15 protein-coding genes are annotated in these 17,927 nt (G+C 60.7%); 13 read left to right on the top strand and 2 right to left on the bottom strand.

Features of this window, described 5'->3' with window-relative positions; translation table 11 throughout:
* The first annotated feature begins 2 nt into the window (after nt 1–2).
* Complete coding sequence (locus sake_RS10440) at nt 3–974, top strand: bile acid:sodium symporter family protein (protein ID WP_129360760.1); 972 nt, start codon at nt 3–5, stop codon at nt 972–974.
* Nucleotides 975–1,093: 119 nt separating this feature from the next.
* Here sake_RS10440 and sake_RS10435 read toward each other — a convergent pair whose 3' ends face one another.
* Complete coding sequence (locus tag sake_RS10435; RefSeq protein WP_178945996.1) at nt 1,094–4,405, bottom strand: beta-phosphoglucomutase family hydrolase; 3,312 nt, start codon at nt 4,403–4,405, stop codon at nt 1,094–1,096.
* A gap of 220 nt (nt 4,406–4,625) precedes the next feature.
* Here sake_RS10435 and glyA point away from each other — a divergent pair, with 220 nt between their 5' ends.
* The 6 genes from glyA to sake_RS10405 all read left to right on the top strand — a co-directional run bounded on the left by glyA (nt 4,626) and on the right by sake_RS10405 (nt 10,229).
* Nucleotides 4,626–5,912 carry a serine hydroxymethyltransferase gene (gene glyA / locus sake_RS10430; RefSeq protein WP_129360758.1) on the top strand — a complete coding sequence of 429 codons (1,287 nt, stop codon included), beginning with the start codon at nt 4,626–4,628 and terminating at the stop codon, nt 5,910–5,912.
* A gap of 44 nt (nt 5,913–5,956) precedes the next feature.
* Nucleotides 5,957–6,859 (top strand): bifunctional methylenetetrahydrofolate dehydrogenase/methenyltetrahydrofolate cyclohydrolase, encoded by a 903-nt coding sequence (locus sake_RS10425; protein WP_178946329.1) that lies wholly within the window; start codon nt 5,957–5,959, stop codon nt 6,857–6,859.
* A gap of 183 nt (nt 6,860–7,042) precedes the next feature.
* Nucleotides 7,043–7,579, top strand: coding sequence for a hypothetical protein (locus tag sake_RS10420; RefSeq protein WP_129360757.1), 537 nt, complete (start codon nt 7,043–7,045; stop codon nt 7,577–7,579).
* A 91-nt stretch (nt 7,580–7,670) separates the two neighbouring features.
* Nucleotides 7,671–8,540 (top strand): exodeoxyribonuclease III, encoded by an 870-nt coding sequence (locus tag sake_RS10415; RefSeq protein WP_178945995.1) that lies wholly within the window; start codon nt 7,671–7,673, stop codon nt 8,538–8,540.
* 69 nt (nt 8,541–8,609) lie between these two features.
* Nucleotides 8,610–9,647 (top strand): tryptophan--tRNA ligase, encoded by a 1,038-nt coding sequence (gene trpS, locus sake_RS10410; RefSeq protein WP_129360756.1) that lies wholly within the window; start codon nt 8,610–8,612, stop codon nt 9,645–9,647.
* A gap of 69 nt (nt 9,648–9,716) precedes the next feature.
* Nucleotides 9,717–10,229, top strand: coding sequence for a 2'-5' RNA ligase family protein (locus tag sake_RS10405; RefSeq protein WP_207718906.1), 513 nt, complete (start codon nt 9,717–9,719; stop codon nt 10,227–10,229).
* 122 nt (nt 10,230–10,351) lie between these two features.
* Here sake_RS10405 and sake_RS10400 read toward each other — a convergent pair whose 3' ends face one another.
* Nucleotides 10,352–11,461, bottom strand: a complete 1,110-nt coding sequence (locus sake_RS10400; protein WP_129360754.1) for a mannose-1-phosphate guanylyltransferase — start codon at nt 11,459–11,461, stop codon at nt 10,352–10,354.
* A gap of 332 nt (nt 11,462–11,793) precedes the next feature.
* On the opposite strand from sake_RS10400, the gene sdhC reads away from it, so the two are divergent.
* From sdhC to sake_RS10370, 6 genes are all read left to right on the top strand, one after another.
* The gene (gene sdhC / locus sake_RS10395; RefSeq protein WP_129360852.1) at nt 11,794–12,195 is read left to right on the top strand and encodes a succinate dehydrogenase, cytochrome b556 subunit; all 402 of its coding nucleotides are present in this window, start codon (nt 11,794–11,796) and stop codon (nt 12,193–12,195) included.
* Between the two features lie 3 nt (nt 12,196–12,198).
* Nucleotides 12,199–12,684 (top strand): succinate dehydrogenase hydrophobic membrane anchor subunit, encoded by a 486-nt coding sequence (locus sake_RS10390; RefSeq protein ID WP_129360753.1) that lies wholly within the window; start codon nt 12,199–12,201, stop codon nt 12,682–12,684.
* 84 nt (nt 12,685–12,768) lie between these two features.
* The gene (gene sdhA / locus sake_RS10385) at nt 12,769–14,529 is read left to right on the top strand and encodes a succinate dehydrogenase flavoprotein subunit (protein ID WP_129360752.1); all 1,761 of its coding nucleotides are present in this window, start codon (nt 12,769–12,771) and stop codon (nt 14,527–14,529) included.
* The gene (locus sake_RS10380; RefSeq protein WP_129360751.1) at nt 14,529–15,320 is read left to right on the top strand and encodes a succinate dehydrogenase iron-sulfur subunit; all 792 of its coding nucleotides are present in this window, start codon (nt 14,529–14,531) and stop codon (nt 15,318–15,320) included. The genes sdhA and sake_RS10380 overlap by 1 nt, the downstream gene beginning before the upstream one ends.
* Before the next feature lie 125 nt (nt 15,321–15,445).
* On the top strand, nt 15,446–16,678 hold the full coding sequence (locus sake_RS10375; RefSeq protein WP_129360750.1) for an amidohydrolase: 1,233 nt from the start codon (nt 15,446–15,448) through the stop codon (nt 16,676–16,678).
* Between the two features lie 132 nt (nt 16,679–16,810).
* Nucleotides 16,811–17,926: a BMP family protein gene (locus tag sake_RS10370; RefSeq protein ID WP_238147720.1), complete on the top strand. Its 1,116-nt coding sequence runs from the start codon at nt 16,811–16,813 to the stop codon at nt 17,924–17,926.
* Nucleotide 17,927: the final 1 nt, after the last annotated feature.

The following is a 17,927-nucleotide window of genomic DNA, read 5'->3' as shown; positions in this document are numbered from 1 at the left end:
ACATGAACTCCACCGACCAGACCACGCCGTCACCGACCAAGAATTCGGAAGAGCGCAGCGCTCTGTACGCCGTGACGATCTTTCCGTTATTGATCCTTGGGGCCGGAATTCTCGGGTTCTTTCTCCCGGGGTTCTTCTCGGGGTTCTCTGGATGGGTCAATCCACTGCTGGGCGTCATCATGTTCGGAATGGGACTGACACTGACGGGCCCTGACTTTGCGCTCGTCGCCAAGAATCCTGTCCCCGTCATCATCGGTGTGGTCGCACAATTCGTCATCATGCCGCTGCTCGGGTTCGTTATTTCGTGGGCCCTGCAGCTTCCGCCCGCGCTCGCGGTCGGTGTGATCCTGGTCGGCTGTTGCCCTGGGGGTACGGCTTCGAACGTCGTCTCGTACCTCGCCAAGGGCGATGTCGCGCTTTCCGTTGCGATGACCTCGATCTCGACGTTGATCGCGCCTTTTCTCACGCCGCTCCTGGCGATCTGGCTGGCGGGTGAACGGATGAACGTGAGCGGCAGTGACATGATGCTCTCGATCCTCGAGGTCGTCCTGATTCCGGTGGTCCTGGGCCTCGTGGTGCGCTGGCTCGCGCCCGGCGTAGTCCTCAGAGTGACCCCCGCGTTGCCTTGGGTTTCGGTCGCGGCGATCTCGGTGATCGTGGCGATCGTCGTCGCCGGGTCCGCGGAAGCGATCGTGTCGGCGGGACTCCTGGTTCTGCTCGCGGTGATCCTGCACAACGGTCTGGGCTACCTTCTCGGCTACGGGGCGGCGAGCCTGTTCCGGGTGCCAGTCTCCGCTCGTCGTACGACCGCGATCGAGGTGGGAATGCAGAATTCGGGTCTGGCGACGTCATTGGCTCGAACCTATTTCACCCCGGAGGCCGCCCTGCCGGGAGCGGTCTTCTCGGTGTGGCACAACGTTTCGGGAGCTCTCGTGGCCGCGTTCTTGCGCCGCAGGTCCGCTTCTCGCGACTGAGATACGGCGTGGTCCCAGACGCCGCGGCCGAAACGACACAAGGCCCCGGTTTCAACTCGAAACCGGGGCCTTTTCAGTCGCTTGGGGTCAGCGTGTCGGGCGAGGTGCCCGAGAGCCCCTCAGCGCGTTACGGAGTGGAGATCCTCGAGCTTGTATTCGCACGAGTCTCCGCCCTCGAGAACCGTTTCGAATTCGCCGACGCGTACCCGTACGGCGCTGGCTTTCTGCGACCGCGCGGACAGCCGAACTCGTTTGGAATCGATGAAAACGTCGAGCAGTTGACCGCGATACTGGACCTCGAACCCGACTGAGCGCAATTCTTCCGGCATGGACGGTTCCAGCTGAATGCAATCCGTGAGCACCTGAACCCCCGCGTAGGCTCTTTGCACGACGTCGAGCGTGCCGCACATCGCCCCGAGGTGAATGCCCTCCTGAGTGGTGCCGCCTTGGGTGTCGTCCAGGTCGGCCATGAGTGCGTCCTGGTAGACACTCCATGAGTGCCGTGGGTCGACTCGGGACATGATCGACGCCGTCACGACTCGGGATAGCGAGGAGCCATTGGACGTCCGGGCCAGATAGTAGCTGATCGTGTCCTCGATCTTGGCCAAGGATACGTCGTAGCCCAGGTGCGCCAACTCCTCCTGAAGGCCCCGTTGCCCGAAGAGGTACACGAGCATCAGGGTATCGGCCTGTTTGGAGAGCTTGTAGTTGTTGGTCGCATCGCCCTCCGATTCGAGAATCAGGTCCATGCGCCCGATATTCCCGTACTTCCGCCGGTAATGGTCCCAGTCGATCTCCTTGAGATCGTCGTACCCCTCGAACTGGCTGATGGTTCCGTCATGATTGAACGGAACCGCAATGTTCGCGGCCATATGCTTCCACGCAGCGAGTTCGGCCTCGGTCACGTTGTTCGCCGACGACACCCGCAGTGATTGATGCTCGGGCAGTTCCTCGAAGATCTCAAGCGTATGGCGGAAGAGCCACGCGGCAAGGACATTGGTGTATGCGTTGTCCTTCAGGCCGCCGCCATCGACTGAGCCGGGGTAGCCGTCGTGATACTCGTCCGGTCCCATCGCTCCTTCGATGTGGTACCGCCGGTCGTTAGGGTCAAAGGTCACCAGCGAGGTGAAGAAACGAGCGATCTCGATCATGAGCTCCGCGCCCTGGTGAGCGAGCCAGCTCGTGTCTGCCGTGGCGGTGTAGTACTGCCATGAGTTGTAAGCAATGGCCAGGCCCACGTGGAATTGGCGCCACGAGTTGTCCGGCATCCAACGGTCCGAATGAGGGTTGTACAACTCGACGGGAGTTTCTTCTCTCCCGTCTGAGCCGGACTGCCAGGGGAACATTGCGCCCTTGGCCCCGAATTCTGTGGCCTTGTATCGTGCCGCTGGCAGGCGCGCCCACCTGTATTGCAAGAGCGACCTGGTCACAAAAGGCAGGCGCATTGTGATGATCGGCAGAATGAAGATCTCGTCCCAGAAGATGTGCCCCCGGTAACCCTCACCGTGGAGGCCGCGAGCGGTCACGCCGGCGTCGTTGAGCTCCATGTTGGGGCCGAGGGTTTGCACAATATGGAAGATGTGGAGGCGGAGGGCCAGCATCGTATCCACATCGGTCTCGATGTCCACGGCGAATCGAGCCCACAATCGGGACCACGTCTGCTCGTGGGGGCCGTAGAGCGCATCGAACCCGGTGTCGGTTCTGTTCAGCGCCTCAACCGCGCCGAGCACCGGGGACGCGATCGCCGAATCGCGTGACGTCACCAGCGCCGTGGTCGTATCGAACACGACGGCCTTTCCGTCCTGCCCGTCTACCCGGTAACGGCGCATTTCGACCCCGCCCGGTCGGATTTCCCGCTCGAGACGCGAGCTGACGGGCGCACGGACTTCGGTGCGTTGAGCGACGGCGATCTCGTGGCCCGACTGATTGGTCCGGACGACGTTGATCAAGGTGTTGTCCGGAAGCGTGGTCGAGGCCTCTGCGACGAGGTGATGACGGGCCAATTCGCGGTATTCGGCAACATTGTTGTTGGTGACGTTCGGGTCGATTCCGCTCCGCACATGAATTCGCCCCGACCAGCCGACCGGTGTCACCGTGGTTTCCATGGCGGCCAGGTGACGATTCGCCATCGAGACGATGCGTCGCTGTTCGACCTGGACACGCCGGGGTGTTTCCGAATAGGGCTCGCCGACCTCGCTGGGAACCTCTTCCAACAGACACCGACGGGAGAGTACTCCATGGCGCAGATCGAGTTCCGTGACTTCGTCGAGGGGTTGCATGCCGCCCTCGGACCACCAGTCGCCGCCCCGCAACCGAAGGTCCAAGAACTGGAAGTTCGGAAGATTGACCATCGACTCGTGTTCGAGGTCGCGACCGTTGATATGGGAGACCACACGATTGAACAACCCCGCGGCGTAGGTTCCCGGGTAATGGACCCCGTCGTCGCCGCGCTCGGGCCGGCAGCCACGGACACCCATGTAGCCATTGGCGAGGGTCAGTAGCGCTTCCCGATGGCCTTCCTGCTCCGGGTCGAAACCGTGGTAGATGAGTTTCCACGAATCGTCACGTTGCGCTCCGAGATCGAGCTCCGCGACGTCGTTGTGCACCAGGTCGGCGCCGGCCTCGTCCAGTTCATTGCGGTCGCCGTGTCGGTTGATGCCGACGACGAGACCGAACCCGCCTGCCCGAGCCGCCTGAACCCCTGATACGGCATCCTCGATGACCGCGGCATCCTTTGGGGCGACGCCGAGTTGTTTCGCCGCGGCGAGGAACATATCGGGCGCCGGTTTTCCGGGGACGTTGTTCTCAAGAGCGTAAGTACCGTCGATGATGAGGTCGAAGAGGTCCCCCAGATCCGCGGCCTCGAGAACCGACGTCGAATTTCTGGACGCCGTGACGAGGGCGATCGGCACGCCGCTGCGCTTGAGGCGGCGAGCCAGTTCAACGGTTCCCTTGAAAACGGTCACGCCGTTGAACTCGAGCTCCTCCTGAAAGTAGTCGTTCTTGAGGCGAGACTGTCCCTGAACCGTCCACTGGCCTGCGGAGTCGTTGTCATTGCCTTCGGGGAGAGCCGCGTTGCGGGCCGCGAGTAAGGTTCGAACGCCGTCCTCGCGGGCGCGCCCATCCACGTAAGAGCGGTAGTCCGTCGTGATGCTGAATTCGCTGCGATCTATGTCCCCGGCGTCGTGCCCTTCTGAAGGCTCCAGGCGAGAATCGGACAGGATCGCATCGAAGAGCTTCTTCCACGCGTTCGCGTGCACTGCTGCCGTGTCCGTGACGATGCCGTCCATGTCGAAGATGACGGCCTTCTGGGGCACCGAAAGCGGCAGTTGCGAACGATTTTCTCTCGTAGTGCTCGATTCCGGCCTGTACGGGGAACCGGAACGCAGGTTAAGGGGATCACTGGTTCCGAGCGGGTTGAGAGAGTTCATCAAGGACCTTTCCTGTTGGCTCAGGCACCCATTAAACACGCTCAAGTTACCGATTGGTTCGATACGAGGGTTATTTCTTAGGCCGTTCACGTACGGCTATACACAACCCGTCCTACTGTGAAACGGACCAATGTCCATGGTGTCCCATGTCCTAGAATGATGCAGAAGCCTTTCGCGTGCCACGCCGGGCCCGGTGTGGAGTCAGCCCAACAGGAGAACTATGAGCAACTCGTCCGCGCAGGATGTCAACAACCGGCCGCTCGCCGAACTCGACCCCGAAGTTTCGAAAGCCATTGACAACGAGCTGAGCCGACAGCGCAATACCCTGGAAATGATCGCTTCGGAGAATTTCGCTCCTCGGGCGGTTCTGGAAGCACAGGGATCGGTACTGACCAACAAGTACGCGGAGGGTTATCCCGGCCGTCGTTATTACGGCGGCTGTGAGTACGTCGACGTCGTCGAGGACCTGGCTCGCGAGCGCGCCAAATCGTTGTTCGGCGCCGAGCACGCCAACGTGCAGCCGCATTCCGGCGCCCAGGCCAACGCGGCCGTGATGATGGCACTCATGCAGCCGGGGGACACCCTGATGGGCCTTTCACTTGCCCATGGTGGCCACCTGACCCACGGGATGAAGCTCAACGTCTCGGGCAAGTTGTACAACATCGCCGCTTACGAGGTCGATCCGGAAACCGGCCGACTCGATATGGATCGTGTGCGAGAGGTTGCTCTGGACGCCAAGCCCAAGGTCATCGTCGCAGGCTGGTCAGCGTACCCGCGAGAACAGGATTTCAAGCGTTTCCGTGAGATCGCCGACGAGGTCGGCGCATACCTGTGGGTCGACATGGCGCACTTCGCCGGTCTCGTCGCCGCAGGGATCCACGCGAACCCCGTGCCCCACGCTCACGTCGTGACGTCCACTGTCCACAAGACTCTGGCCGGTCCCCGCTCGGGTGTGATCCTCTGCACCGAGGAACTGAAGAAGAAGGTCGACTCGGCAGTTTTCCCGGGACAGCAAGGGGGACCGTTGATGCACGTTATCGCGGGCAAGGCCGTCGCTTTCAAAATTGCCGCGAGCGAAGAGTTCAGGGACCGACAGAAGAGGACCGTTGAGGGTTCCAAGATTCTCGCGGACCGTCTCACGCAATCCGACGTCGCCGAGCACGGAATCTCCGTCCTCTCCGGAGGCACCGATGTGCATCTGGTTCTGGTGGATCTGCGCAATTCAGAGTTGGACGGCAAGCAAGCCGAAGACATCCTGCACGAGGTCGGCATCACCGTGAACCGCAATGCGGTCCCCAATGATCCTCGTCCGCCCATGGTGACGTCGGGGCTCCGCATTGGAACCCCCGCCTTGGCGACCCGTGGATTCGGTCGGGAGGAGTTCACCGAGGTCGCGGATATTATTGCCGCGGCCCTGAAACCGGGTGTCGACGTCGAATCGCTGCGGAGCAGGGTCGAGAAGCTGGCCGGAGAATTCCCTCTCTACGAGGGCCTCGAGCAGTGGTGACGGTAACCGAAGAACAAAAAGAAAGAGAATCCGAAATCAGCGATATGGCCAACCACGGCAATTCCCCGAAGATCCTCGATGGCACCGCGACGGCTGCGGCCATCAAATCAGAGCTCCATGACCGGGTGGAGGTTCTCAAGGGAAAGGGAATCACGGCCGGACTCGGGACGGTTTTGGTCGGTGACGATCCGGCGTCGCACTCCTATGTGGGTGGCAAACATCGCGATTGCGCCGAGGTGGGGATCGCGTCGATTCGCCGAGAACTGCCTGAAGACGTGACCCAGGAAGAGCTCGAAAGAGTTGTCGAGGAGCTGAACCAGGATCCGGAATGCACCGGTTACATCGTTCAACTGCCGTTGCCACCGCATATCGACACGAACCGAATCCTCGAGAGAATCGACCCGGACAAGGATGCCGACGGTTTGCACCCGACCAACCTGGGGCGGCTCGTGCTGAATGTCTACGGGGATATCGATTCTCCGCTTCCGTGTACGCCGAACGGCATCATTGAGCTGATGCATCGGCACGGAATCGATTTGGTTGGAAAGAATGTGGTGGTCCTGGGCCGCGGAATCACGGTCGGGCGCCCTCTGGGGCTGCTGTTGTCGCGCCGAGACATCAACGCGACCGTGACAATCGCTCACACGGGAACCAAGAATCTCGACGACGTTCTGTCCCGTGCGGACATTATTGTTGCGGCAATCGGAGTTCCGCATGCGGTACGGCCGGAACAGGTCACTGACGGGGCGATTCTGTTGGACGTCGGGGTTTCACGAGTTCTGAACCCGGAAACGGGCAAGAAGAAGCTCACCGGGGACATCCATCCGGAAGCGGCGGCCAAATCCTCATGGTATTCGCCCAACCCGGGCGGAGTCGGTCCGATGACCCGTGCGATGCTGCTCGTCAACGTCGTGGAGAGAGCCGAAAGGCTGGCGGCAGACGCATAACCGGCCGCGGTCGTTTTCGCTACTTAGAGTGGCCGCTTGGCGAGCGATCCGTGGAGGAATCGCACGCGTCAGGCGGCCACTTTTTCGTAGGGGATGGTGGTCCGTCGGTCTGTGGCCGTAGGGCTTCTCCACAGGCTCGTCCGCCACGTGTTTGTGTATAAACGTCCTTGTACAATAGGCACCATGCAACCGATCGGAAGTTCAGGCCCCCGCGTGGGCAATGCAAGTACCAACAGTGCAACGAGCGGAAGGGCCTTTTGGGCCACCGTGATTGGCATGGCGGTGATGGTTCTGATCTTCGTGTTTGCGGTGATCACCGCGGCCAATGAGCAGTCGGTTCTGGGCTGGATCCTGGCCGCTATTGCATTGGGGTGGCTTGCCCTCGCGGCCTATGCTCTTTTCCTCGTCCGAGGAACGTTGCGCTTCGGCAAAAATGCTGTCAGAAAGTTGCAGAGCGACCTCGAGGACGCTCAGCTCCGGGCGCCGTCTTCGGGAACATCGTCCGTGCCCGAAGCGGACGCCATGCGGGACCAAAAACTCGCGCATTCCTTCCAGATCGTGCTGGTCCAGAACAAGGTTCTCAAAGAGGAAATCGCCAAAGGCGAGCAGGCTGATCGGGAAGTCGTCGACCGTGCGATCGATACCATCAACTTCACGGCCAAGAACGGGATGGGTATGGTTCAGTCGCAGGACACGGTGGACGGCACGGTCGTCGACTGACACCCACTACGAACATCGGCACATGCGCCAGGGCGCCTGAGGACGCCTCGCGCCGGCAATTCGAAGGATCATGAGGAAGGCCCCCCACTACATGAATGAGAGCACTCGAGACGCCAAAAGTCTGCGCATCGCGACCGTCAACGTCAATGGAATCCGTGCAGCTTACAACCCCAAGAAGAAGCAGACGATGGGGGACTGGCTGGCAGATCGCGATATCGACATCCTGTGCATGCAGGAGGTTCGTGCTCCGGACAAGAACCTCCGCAACCTTCTCGGTGAAGACGAGTGGGACATCCTCCATGCTGAGGCCGAAGCCAAAGGGCGCGCCGGAGTCGCGATTGCTACTCGCAAGGATTCGGCCGAGCGTCCTTCGCGTCTGTCCGGTCAACCCGTAGCCAAGAGGGAGAACATTGGAGTCGACTACTTCGCAACGTCGGGCCGCTGGGTCGAGGCCGATTACGAGCTTCCCCATGGTGAAACCCTGACGGTCGTCTCTGCCTACGTCCATTCGGGCGAAGTCGGCACGGAGCGTCAAGATGACAAGTACCGTTTCCTGGACGTCATGCTCGAGCGCCTGCCTGCGCTGGCTCAGCATTCCGACCACGCGCTGATCGTAGGCGACCTCAACGTCGGCCACACCGAACTCGATATCAAGAACTGGAAGGGCAATCTCAAGAACGCCGGATTCCTCCCGGAAGAACGGGCCTATTTCGATCGGTTCTTCGGCGACCTCGGATACCGCGACGTTGCCCGCGAGCTGGCCGGCGAGGTGCCCGGCCCGTACACCTGGTGGTCCTACAGGGGCCAGGCCTTCGACAACGACGCCGGCTGGCGGATCGACTACCACATGGCGACTCCGGCTATGGCCGAAGCAGCGAAGTCCGCAGTGGTCGATCGTGCGCCGAGTTATGACACCCGTTTCTCCGACCACGCACCGCTCGTGGTCGATTACCAGTTCTAGGAATACCTAGCCCATCCGTCGATGACCGGCCATGCTGGGCAGGTATTGAAGAGAGTAGAAAAGACAAGAATGACTGAACGCACTATTCCCAACGCATCCACCGGCGCGCCTCGAGTATTCTCCGGTGCGCAGCCCTCCGCTGATTCCCTGCATCTGGGAAACTATGTTGGAGCGGTCCGGAACTGGGTGGACATGCAGGAGGAAAACGAGTGCATTTACTTCATTCCTGACCTCCATGCCATTACTGTGCCGCAGGATCCCAAACAGCTCGCGGAACGGACTCGGAAGACGGCGGCGCAGTACATCGCGGCAGGCATCGATCCCACTAAGACGCCGTTTTTCGTGCAGTCGCACGTTCCGGAGCATACGCAGCTGGCCTGGTTGCTGAACTGCATTACGGGTGACGGCGAGGCCCGTCGCATGACGCAATTCAAGGACAAATCCGCCAAGCAGGGATCCGAGAACACATCTGCCGGTCTGTACGCGTACCCGATGCTCATGGCCGCCGATATCCTGCTGTATCAAACCGACCAAGTCCCGGTCGGCGAAGATCAGCGCCAGCACCTCGAATTGACCCGCAACCTCGCACAACGCTTCAATGCACGTTTTGGGGAGACCTTCGTGGTCCCGGAGGCCAAGATCCTCAAGGACACCGCCAAGATTTACGATCTGCAGAACCCGTCTGCCAAGATGTCCAAATCGGCGGAGTCCGAGAGCGGAATCATCTGGTTGCTGGACGATCCGAAGAAGTTGGCGAAAAAGATTAAATCCGCGGTCACCGACGACGGCACGGAAATCCGTTTTGACAGGGAATCCAAACCGGGTGTTTCGAATCTTCTGACCATTTATTCTTCGCTCACCCGGCGTCCGGTCGATGAAATCGTCGCGGAATACGAAGGCAAGATGTACGGACACCTGAAGGTCGGACTGGCCGAAGTCGTCGCTGAGGTCTTCGGGCCGATCCGTGAACGCACGCTGGAGATCATGGATGATCCCGCTGAATTGGACAGGCTCCTGGCGATCGGAGCCGCCAAAGCCCGGGAAATCGCGGTTCCGACCATCGCGTCAGCTTACGAGCACATGGGATTCCTGCCTCCGCGGGCCTGAAACCTCTTGGAAACCATGGTGCCCACTTCTGACGTGAACAACGGCAAGATTAGTGTGAGTCCGACCATCATGCCTGGTCGCAGCTATCTGAGTTTGGTTCTGGATGTGCCCCTTCAAGTGCACGAGGACGTTATTCGCTGGCGTTCGGAACACTGCACGGGCACTGGGGTTCCGCTCCACATTACGGTCTTCATTGCGGAGCTGGGCGAGAATCCTGAAGAAGAAGCCACGCGCTTCATCTCCGAGCTGCGCGAGAAATGCCGCGGTTTCGCGCCGGGGAACCTCACACTGTCCGGCACCGGGACTTTCCGGCCCATGAGCGACGTCGTGTTTCTCTCCGTGGGGGAGGGCGAGGACTTCTTGACCGACCTGCACGAGCGGTGCCTGTCGTTACGGGAGAGCGCCTCACCGTTCCTTTATCATCCGCACATGACACTGACCCAGAACGAGAACCGCAAAACCCTCGAGGCGGCCTTGTCCGACTTCCGAGATTACAGGGTCACGTTCCCGCTTCGAGGAATGGATGCCTATATCGGTGAAGTCAGCGGTTGGCGACCGTTGGGAAGAATCAACTTCGGCTGAGGCGCTGGTATGGAGCGGCACCGAGGGCAGTCAGAGCCGCCACCATCTTCCGCAAGAGACTGGGGCGGCTTCGAGGTTTGCGGGCCCCCCAGAGGCCTTCGGGTTCCGTGAGGACGATGCCTTTACAGGACGTCGGTGTCGCCGTTCTCCTTGAGTGCATTGACAGCGTTCTTGACCCGTTGAGCGTGCTCCTGAGTGGTCACCAACAGGGCATCCGGGGTATCGACGACGACAATGTCCTCAACCCCGATCAGCGCCACGATGCGGCTCGTGTCAGAGGCGACGATGCCGGAGGCGTTATCGGTCATCACGCGCTTGTTCTTGCCGATGACCGCCACTTCGTCCACGTTGACGGCGCGGTTCAGCCGGCTGATGGCGGCGAAATCCCCGACGTCGTCCCAGGTGAAGGACGCGGGAACCATGGCGACGTCGCCCGCAGCCGCGGCGGGCTCCGCGACGGCGTAGTCGATAGCGATCTTCGGAAGATTCGGCCAGATGCGGTCCATCACCGCATCTCTCTGTTCTGTCTCCCATGCTTCGGCGATCTCCATAATGCCTGCATGCAACTCGGGCTGGCTGGCCTCGAGATGGGCCAAGAGGAGCTTGGCAGGCGCCACGAACATTCCGGCATTCCAGGTGTATTCGCCACTGCGGACGTAGGCCCGCGCGGTGTCTTCATCCGGTTTCTCGACGAATTCGGCGACTTTGAGTGCCGATGGAGCTGCCGGGACGTCGAGTCTCTCGTTGGCACGGATATAGCCGAAGCCGGTGGAAGGGGACGTCGGCGTGATACCGATGGTCACGATCCGGCCCGTGGCCGCGGTCGCGATGGCTTCCTCGACGACCCTATGGAATTCATCTGTGGGTTCCACCACATGGTCGGCAGCGAACGAGCCGATAATGGCTTCCGGATCTCGCAGGGAAATGATGGCCGAGGCCAGGCCGATGGCCGCACCCGAATCCTTGGGGGAGGGCTCCAAGACCAGATCCGACTCCGAGCATTCTGGCAACTGCTGGCGGACGGCCTGGGCGTGAGAGCGACCCGTGACAACCATCACACCACTTGAGCTGAGATCGATCAGCCTGTCGAAGGTGGAGCGCAGAAGCGAATGGCCCGATCCCGTGAGATCCAGGAGAAATTTTGGTGCGTCTGCCCTGGATAGGGGCCAAAGGCGGGACCCAACCCCGCCTGCCGGGATAAATGGGTGGAAGTGTTTGTGTGGTGATTTCATCGCTCACATCGTACCGGTTGCGTTCGTCATAATTCTCAAGGCTCGGGGAGGAGCCTTTGGGGCAGGTCGACCAGGCCGCCTGGGAATTTCCCGGGAGCCGATCGGCGGAAACAGTGGGAAGCAAGGTATTAGGTGATGAAATTGTTGCTTATTGCCCCCAGAATTCCGGGGAAGGGCGGCGTCGACATGGTGTCAGCAAGCCGTCTGGCTGCTGGTAATCTGACAAGAGAACTCGCTCACTCATGACTCACGGGCCTGCCCGGTCTGCGCAGTGGCAGTGTAAACGTGGGCCCCTCGCCGGATGGAAGACCGACGCCGCGGCCCTCCGGTTGATGAAACAGGGAGGTTATTCAGTGCCGAATACATCCAAGGGCACCCTCTATCGAGGCCGCCAGGGCATGTGGTCCTGGGTGGCCCATCGCGTCACAGGCATCGCTATCTTCTTCTTTTTGCTTGTCCACGTACTTGATACGGCCCTCGTGCGGGTTTCCCCCGAGGCTTACAACCACGTGATCGCCACGTACAAGAACCCGATCATGGGTCTCGGCGAGGCCGGCTTGGTTGCCGCTATCGTCTACCACGCCTTCAACGGTCTTCGGATTATCCTGATCGACTTCTGGAAGAACGGCGCCAAGAACCAGAAGGCGATGCTTTGGGGCGTTCTGATTCTTTGGGTCATTGCCGTTGTGCCGTTCCTCATCCGCCATCTCGCCATCGTCTTTGGAGGTCACTAACCAATGGCAACTCCGTTGAAAACTCGGATCGCGGTTCCCCGTAGCCGTGACAACAGCGTCGATGGCATCAAATACAACCGCTCCGGTTCCAAGCGCAATAACTTCGAGATGTTCGCATGGTTGTACATGCGAGTCTCCGGTGTCCTGCTGATCGTTTTGATCTTCGGCCACTTGTTCGTCAACCTCATGATGGGCGACGGCGTGCACGCGATCGATTTCGGCTTCGTGGGCGGCAAATGGGCCAATCCGTTCTGGCAGACCTGGGACTTGATCATGTTGTGGCTCGCCATGATTCACGGAACAAATGGCGTTCGCACCGTGATCGACGACTACGCCGAAAAGGACAAGACCCGCTTCTGGCTCAAGACTCTGCTCTTCCTGGCCTCCGGGTTCATCCTGCTCGTCGGCACCTTGGTGATCTTCACCTTCTCGCCGTGCCCCACGGGCGCAGACCCCTCGCTGGTTCCGTCCTTCTGCCCGGCACCGTAGTACCGGCCGAGGCACGACGTCGGGGGATTCGGCCGACCGCCACCCCACATATACAGAGACTCAACAAGGAAAGAGCATCGAAGAATGCAGCTTCACAAGTACGATGTGGTCATCGTCGGTGCCGGCGGAGCCGGTATGCGCGCAGCCATCGAGTCCGGCCAGCGCGCCCGCACCGCCGTACTGACCAAGATCTACCCAACTCGTTCGCACACCGGTGCGGCGCAGGGTGGTATGTGTGCGGCACTCGCCAATGTCGAGGAAGACAACTGGGAGTGGCACACCTTTGACACCATCAAGGGCGGCGACTACCTGGTGGACCAGGACGCTGCGGAGGTCATGGCAAAGGAAGCCATCGACGCCGTGCTGGACCTCGAGAAAATGGGTCTGCCCTTCAACCGCACGCCCGAGGGCCGCATCGACCAGCGTCGTTTCGGCGGCCACACCCGCGACCACGGCAAATCGCCCGTGCGTCGTGCATGCTACGCGGCCGACCGCACCGGGCACATGATTCTCCAGACCCTGTACCAGAACTGCGTCAAGCACAACGTCGAGTTCTTCAACGAGTACTACGTCCTGGACCTGGTCATGACGGAGGTCGACGGCGAGCGTCGCCCGTCCGGCGTCGTCACCTACGACCTCGCGACCGGCGAAGTCCACGTTTTCCAGGCCAAGTCGATCGTTTTCGCTTCCGGCGGGTGCGGGAAGATTTTCAAGACCACCTCGAATGCCCATACCCTCACCGGTGACGGGATGGCCATCGCTTTCCGCAATGGCCTTCCGCTCGAAGACATGGAGTTCGTCCAGTTCCACCCCACGGGACTTGCGGGTCTGGGTATTCTCGTCTCCGAGGCCGCCCGAGGTGAGGGCGGAATCCTCCGTAACTCCGAGGGCGAGCGCTTCATGGAACGCTATGCCCCGACCATCAAGGACCTTGCGCCGCGTGACATCGTGGCCCGCTCCATGGCCAATGAGGTGCGGGAAGGCCGTGGTTGCGGCCCGAACAAGGATTACGTCCTGCTCGACCTGACCCACCTCGAACCGGCGCACATCGACGCAAAATTGCCTGATATCACCGAGTTCGCACGCACCTATTTGGGCGTCGAGCCGTACACCGAGCCCGTCCCGGTGTTCCCGACCGCGCACTACGCGATGGGTGGTATTCCCACCAATATCGACGCCGAGGTCTACCGGAACTCCGAGCAGACTGTCCCCGGGCTGTTTGCCGCGGGCGAGGTCGCCTGCGTGTCCGTTCACGGTTCCAACCGTCTCGGCACCAACTCCCTGCTGGACATCAATGTTTTCGGCAAGCGCGCCGGCATCAAGGCCGCCGAATACGCCGCGACCGCAGATTTCCTGCCGGTTCCGGAAGATGCCGCGCAGCCAACTCTCGATTTGCTCGATCTGATGCGCAATGGCAAGGGCGACCAAAAGGTTGCTGTCCTCCGCAAGGAGCTGCAGGACGTGATGGACGCCGATATGCAGGTATTCCGCACGGCCGACACCATCCACAGCGCCCTGGACAAGATCGCTGATCTGCAGGAGCGTTACAAGCACATACAGATCCAGGACCAGGGCAAGCGTTTCAACCTGGATCTGCTCGAGGCCGTTGAGCTGGGCTTCTTGCTCGAGCTTGCCAAGGTCATGTCGGTCGCGGCCTTGCACCGTGAGGAATCCCGCGGCGGTCACTTCCGCGAGGACTTCCCCAATCGCGATGACGACAAATTCATGAAGCACTCGATGGCCTACCTGGACGAAAGCGCCGAGACCGACAGCGTCGCCGGCATTCGTCTCGAGACCAAGCCGGTGATCTTCACCCGCTACGAGCCGATGGAGCGTAAGTACTAATGACTACTCAGGAACAGGAAGCTGCCGAGCCGGCATCGAAGGTCGATCTACCGGGTGAGACCGGTGGCGGGGGAGAAATTCCCACGTACGATCTGACCTTGAAGGTCCGGCGTTATAACCCCGAAGTTTCGGATGAGGCTTACTGGGACGAGTTCGAACTCGAGATGTTCGGTACGGACCGTGTTCTGGACGCACTGCACAAGGTCAAATGGGAGATCGACGGCTCGCTCTCCTTCCGCCGCTCGTGCGCTCACGGAGTGTGCGGTTCGGACGCGATGCGTATCAACGGTCGCAACCGTCTGGCCTGCAAGACCCTTCTCAAGGACCTCGACCTCTCCAAACCGGTCACGGTCGAGGCCATCAAGGGTCTTCCGTGCGAAAAGGACTTGATCGTGGACATGGAACCGTTCTTCCAGTCCTACCGCGAGATCATGCCGTTCCTCATGAACGAGGGCCACGAGCCCGAGCGGGAACGGTACCAGTCCCAGGAAGACCGTGAACGATTCGATGACACCACCAAGTGCATCCTGTGCGCCGCGTGCACGTCGTCCTGCCCCGTCTTCTGGACCGATGGGCAGTACTTCGGTCCCGCGGCGATCGTCAATGCGCACCGTTTCATCTTCGATTCGCGTGACGACGCCGGCGATCTTCGTCTGGAGATCCTGAACGACAAGGAAGGCGTGTGGCGTTGCCGCACGACCTTCAACTGCACCGAAGCATGCCCCCGTGGGATTCAGGTGACCAAGGCCATTGCCGAGGTCAAGCAGGCCGTACTGGCTCGCGCGTTCTGATCCAACCACCACCTGGCAATATCACGACGCCGCCCTTCCCCGAAAAAGGGGAGGGCGGCGTCGTCATGTTCTGACACGGATGCAACGTGGGCACGATTGCCTTTCAGGGCGCTAAGGTCGCTTGTATGGCAAATAGTCCGTCTCCATCAGCATCTGGTAGCCCGCTCCACGTGACCCCGCTCGTGGGCAAGTTCGTCGACGAGCTGATCGATTTCAGACGCGTGATTCACCGCCACCCGGAGCTGTCTTTCCGAGAACACCGGACGACGGACAGGATTGTTGAGCGTTTGGAAGAGGCCGGCCTGCACCCCGTCCGGTTCAAGTACACAGGGTGCTACGTCGATATCGGCAACGGCCCCCTTGCCGTTGCTCTCCGCGCGGACATCGATGCTTTGCCGATCGAAGAGAATACGGGCCTTGATTTTGCGTCGATCAACGAGGGCGTGATGCACGCGTGCGGTCACGATATTCACCAGACCGTCATGCTCGGTGTTGCACTGACCCTGGCGGACATCAATTCTTCCGCGCCCCTGGCGGGTACCGTGCGGATCATCTTCCAACCGGCCGAAGAGAAGCTTCCTGGTGGCGCGATTTCCGTGATCAAAGAGGGCGTTCTGAAGGACGTTCCGAGGGCATTTGCCCTGCATTGCGAGCCGAAGGTCGACGTAGGGCAGGTCGGCACGCGTATCGGAGCCATCACCTCCGCGACCGACACGATCAAGCTGACCGTGCGCGGACACGGCGGGCACACGTCCAGGCCGCATCTGACGGAAGACCTGATCTACGCGATGGGTCAGATCGCGATCAACGTTCCGGCGGTACTGTCCAGAAACTTGGATGTCCGCTCGGGGGTCCTGGTGGTCTGGGGACAGATCGAGGCAGGCGTGGCCCCCAACGCGATACCCGCGACCGGTTATATGGCCGGGACTATGCGGTGCCTGGACGCTGATGCGTGGTACAAGGCAGCAGAAATGCTCGACGAAGTCGTCGAGCAGGTCGCAGCGCCCTATGGCATAGATGTGGAACTCGAACACGTTCCTGGCGTTCCGCCCGTGGTCAACACCGAAGCCGAGACGACGCTATTGGAAAATGCCGCACGGGCGGAACTGGGCGAAGACTCCGTGGTGCTCATGGAACAGTCCATGGGCGGGGAAGACTTCGCGTGGATGTTGCAAGAAGTTCCCGGTTCGATGATGCGATTGGGAACGCGCCCTCCGGGGGGTCCGACCTACGATCTGCACCAAGCGGACTACGTCGCCGACGAACGAGCCATAGAATGCGGCGTGCGTGTCATGACAGCCACCGCCCTGCGGGCCATCAACTACCAACGTCGGAGTGACGAGGACAAACGTCGGTAATTAATGCTGTCAGCTGTCAGCGAATGACGGAGTGACGGTTTAGACTATGGGGCGTACCGCAGATCACTCGCTGCCGTCACCCTCCTGCATCGTCAATGGAGACCCGGGGAACGGCGCACCCGGAGGTTTCTCATGCCTGCCCTTTACCCCATGGGCCCGCGCCGTGCCGTACTGGCAGGTGGCGCCATCGTCAGCGCAACAGCGTTGCTACTGACTGGTTGCGCCCCCGCACCGGACAAAGACGCGGATATTGCCAACGACCGCTCGGATTACACGGGATGCATCGTCTCCGACTCCGGTGGATTCGATGATCGCTCGTTCAACCAGAACTCGTACGAAGGCCTGCTCAAGACCAAGGACGATTACGGCATCCAGACCAAGCAAGCCGAATCCCAGGCGGTCACGGACTATGAGCCGAACGTCAACTCCATGGTCCGGGGCGGCTGCGGGCTGACCGTGACGGTCGGCTTCAATCTGTCGGACGTTACCAAGTCGACCGCACAAGCCCACCCGGACAAGCATTTCGCGACCGTCGACGACAACTCGATCGACCTGCCGAATGTGCGTCCGATCATCTACGACACCTCGCAGGCCGCCTTCCTGGCGGGGTATTTGGCCGCCGGTTCGACGAAAACCGGCAAAATTGCGACCTTCGGCGGACAGGAGATTCCGACCGTCACGATTTTCATGGACGGCTTCGCCGAGGGCGTGAACTACTACAACCAGCAGAAGAACAAGGATGTGTCGCTGCTGGGGTGGGACGTCCAGAAGCAGACTGGCAGCTTTACGGGCGATTTCGAGGATACGGGCAAAGGCAAGACCACGACCCAGAACTTTCTCAATGAAGGGGCCGACATCGTGATGCCGGTTGCGGGCCCCGTCGGCAACGGTGCGATGGATGCGGTGAACGGGTACAACGCCGACGAACCGAAGAACCCCGCCCGCGTCATCTGGGTGGATTCGGATGGTTACGAAACCCTGGCTGGCGGGCAGGAATATTTGCTGACCTCGGTGATCAAGAAAATGGGCGACGCGGTCGAACAAGCCTATGTGGATGACATGGATGACAAGTTCACCAATACCCCGTACGTCGGCAACCTGGAGAACGATGGTGTCGGGCTGGCCCCGTTCCACGATCAGGACGGCAACGTCTCGGATGAGATGAAGGACGAGCTGAAAGACCTCAAGAGCAAGATCACCAGCGGGGAAATCACAGTGCACTCGCAGGCCAGCCCGGTGAAGAACTAGT

This window comes from Kocuria sp. TGY1127_2 (assembly GCF_013394385.1).
GTDB lineage: Bacteria > Actinomycetota > Actinomycetes > Actinomycetales > Micrococcaceae > Rothia.
The sequence above is the reverse complement of the archived record's forward strand: the minus strand, read 5'-3'. Positions and strand labels throughout refer to the sequence as shown.

Excerpts from the sequence above, each read along its gene's own strand:
- sake_RS10415 (WP_178945995.1), top strand. The coding sequence starts at position 7,671 with ATGAATGAGAGCACTCGAGACGCCAAAAGTCTGCGCATCGCGACCGTC.
- sake_RS10435 (WP_178945996.1), bottom strand. The coding sequence starts at position 4,405 with ATGAACTCTCTCAACCCGCTCGGAACCAGTGATCCCCTTAACCTGCGT.
- glyA (WP_129360758.1), top strand. The coding sequence starts at position 4,626 with ATGAGCAACTCGTCCGCGCAGGATGTCAACAACCGGCCGCTCGCCGAA.
- sake_RS10370 (WP_238147720.1), top strand. The coding sequence starts at position 16,811 with ATGCCTGCCCTTTACCCCATGGGCCCGCGCCGTGCCGTACTGGCAGGT.
- sdhA (WP_129360752.1), top strand. The coding sequence starts at position 12,769 with ATGCAGCTTCACAAGTACGATGTGGTCATCGTCGGTGCCGGCGGAGCC.
- sake_RS10420 (WP_129360757.1), top strand. The coding sequence starts at position 7,043 with ATGCAACCGATCGGAAGTTCAGGCCCCCGCGTGGGCAATGCAAGTACC.
- sake_RS10380 (WP_129360751.1), top strand. The coding sequence starts at position 14,529 with ATGACTACTCAGGAACAGGAAGCTGCCGAGCCGGCATCGAAGGTCGAT.
- sake_RS10400 (WP_129360754.1), bottom strand. The coding sequence starts at position 11,461 with ATGAAATCACCACACAAACACTTCCACCCATTTATCCCGGCAGGCGGG.
- sake_RS10440 (WP_129360760.1), top strand. The coding sequence starts at position 3 with ATGAACTCCACCGACCAGACCACGCCGTCACCGACCAAGAATTCGGAA.
- trpS (WP_129360756.1), top strand. The coding sequence starts at position 8,610 with ATGACTGAACGCACTATTCCCAACGCATCCACCGGCGCGCCTCGAGTA.
- sdhC (WP_129360852.1), top strand. The coding sequence starts at position 11,794 with ATGAAACAGGGAGGTTATTCAGTGCCGAATACATCCAAGGGCACCCTC.
- sake_RS10375 (WP_129360750.1), top strand. The coding sequence starts at position 15,446 with ATGGCAAATAGTCCGTCTCCATCAGCATCTGGTAGCCCGCTCCACGTG.
- sake_RS10425 (WP_178946329.1), top strand. The coding sequence starts at position 5,957 with ATGGCCAACCACGGCAATTCCCCGAAGATCCTCGATGGCACCGCGACG.
- sake_RS10390 (WP_129360753.1), top strand. The coding sequence starts at position 12,199 with ATGGCAACTCCGTTGAAAACTCGGATCGCGGTTCCCCGTAGCCGTGAC.
- sake_RS10405 (WP_207718906.1), top strand. The coding sequence starts at position 9,717 with ATGCCTGGTCGCAGCTATCTGAGTTTGGTTCTGGATGTGCCCCTTCAA.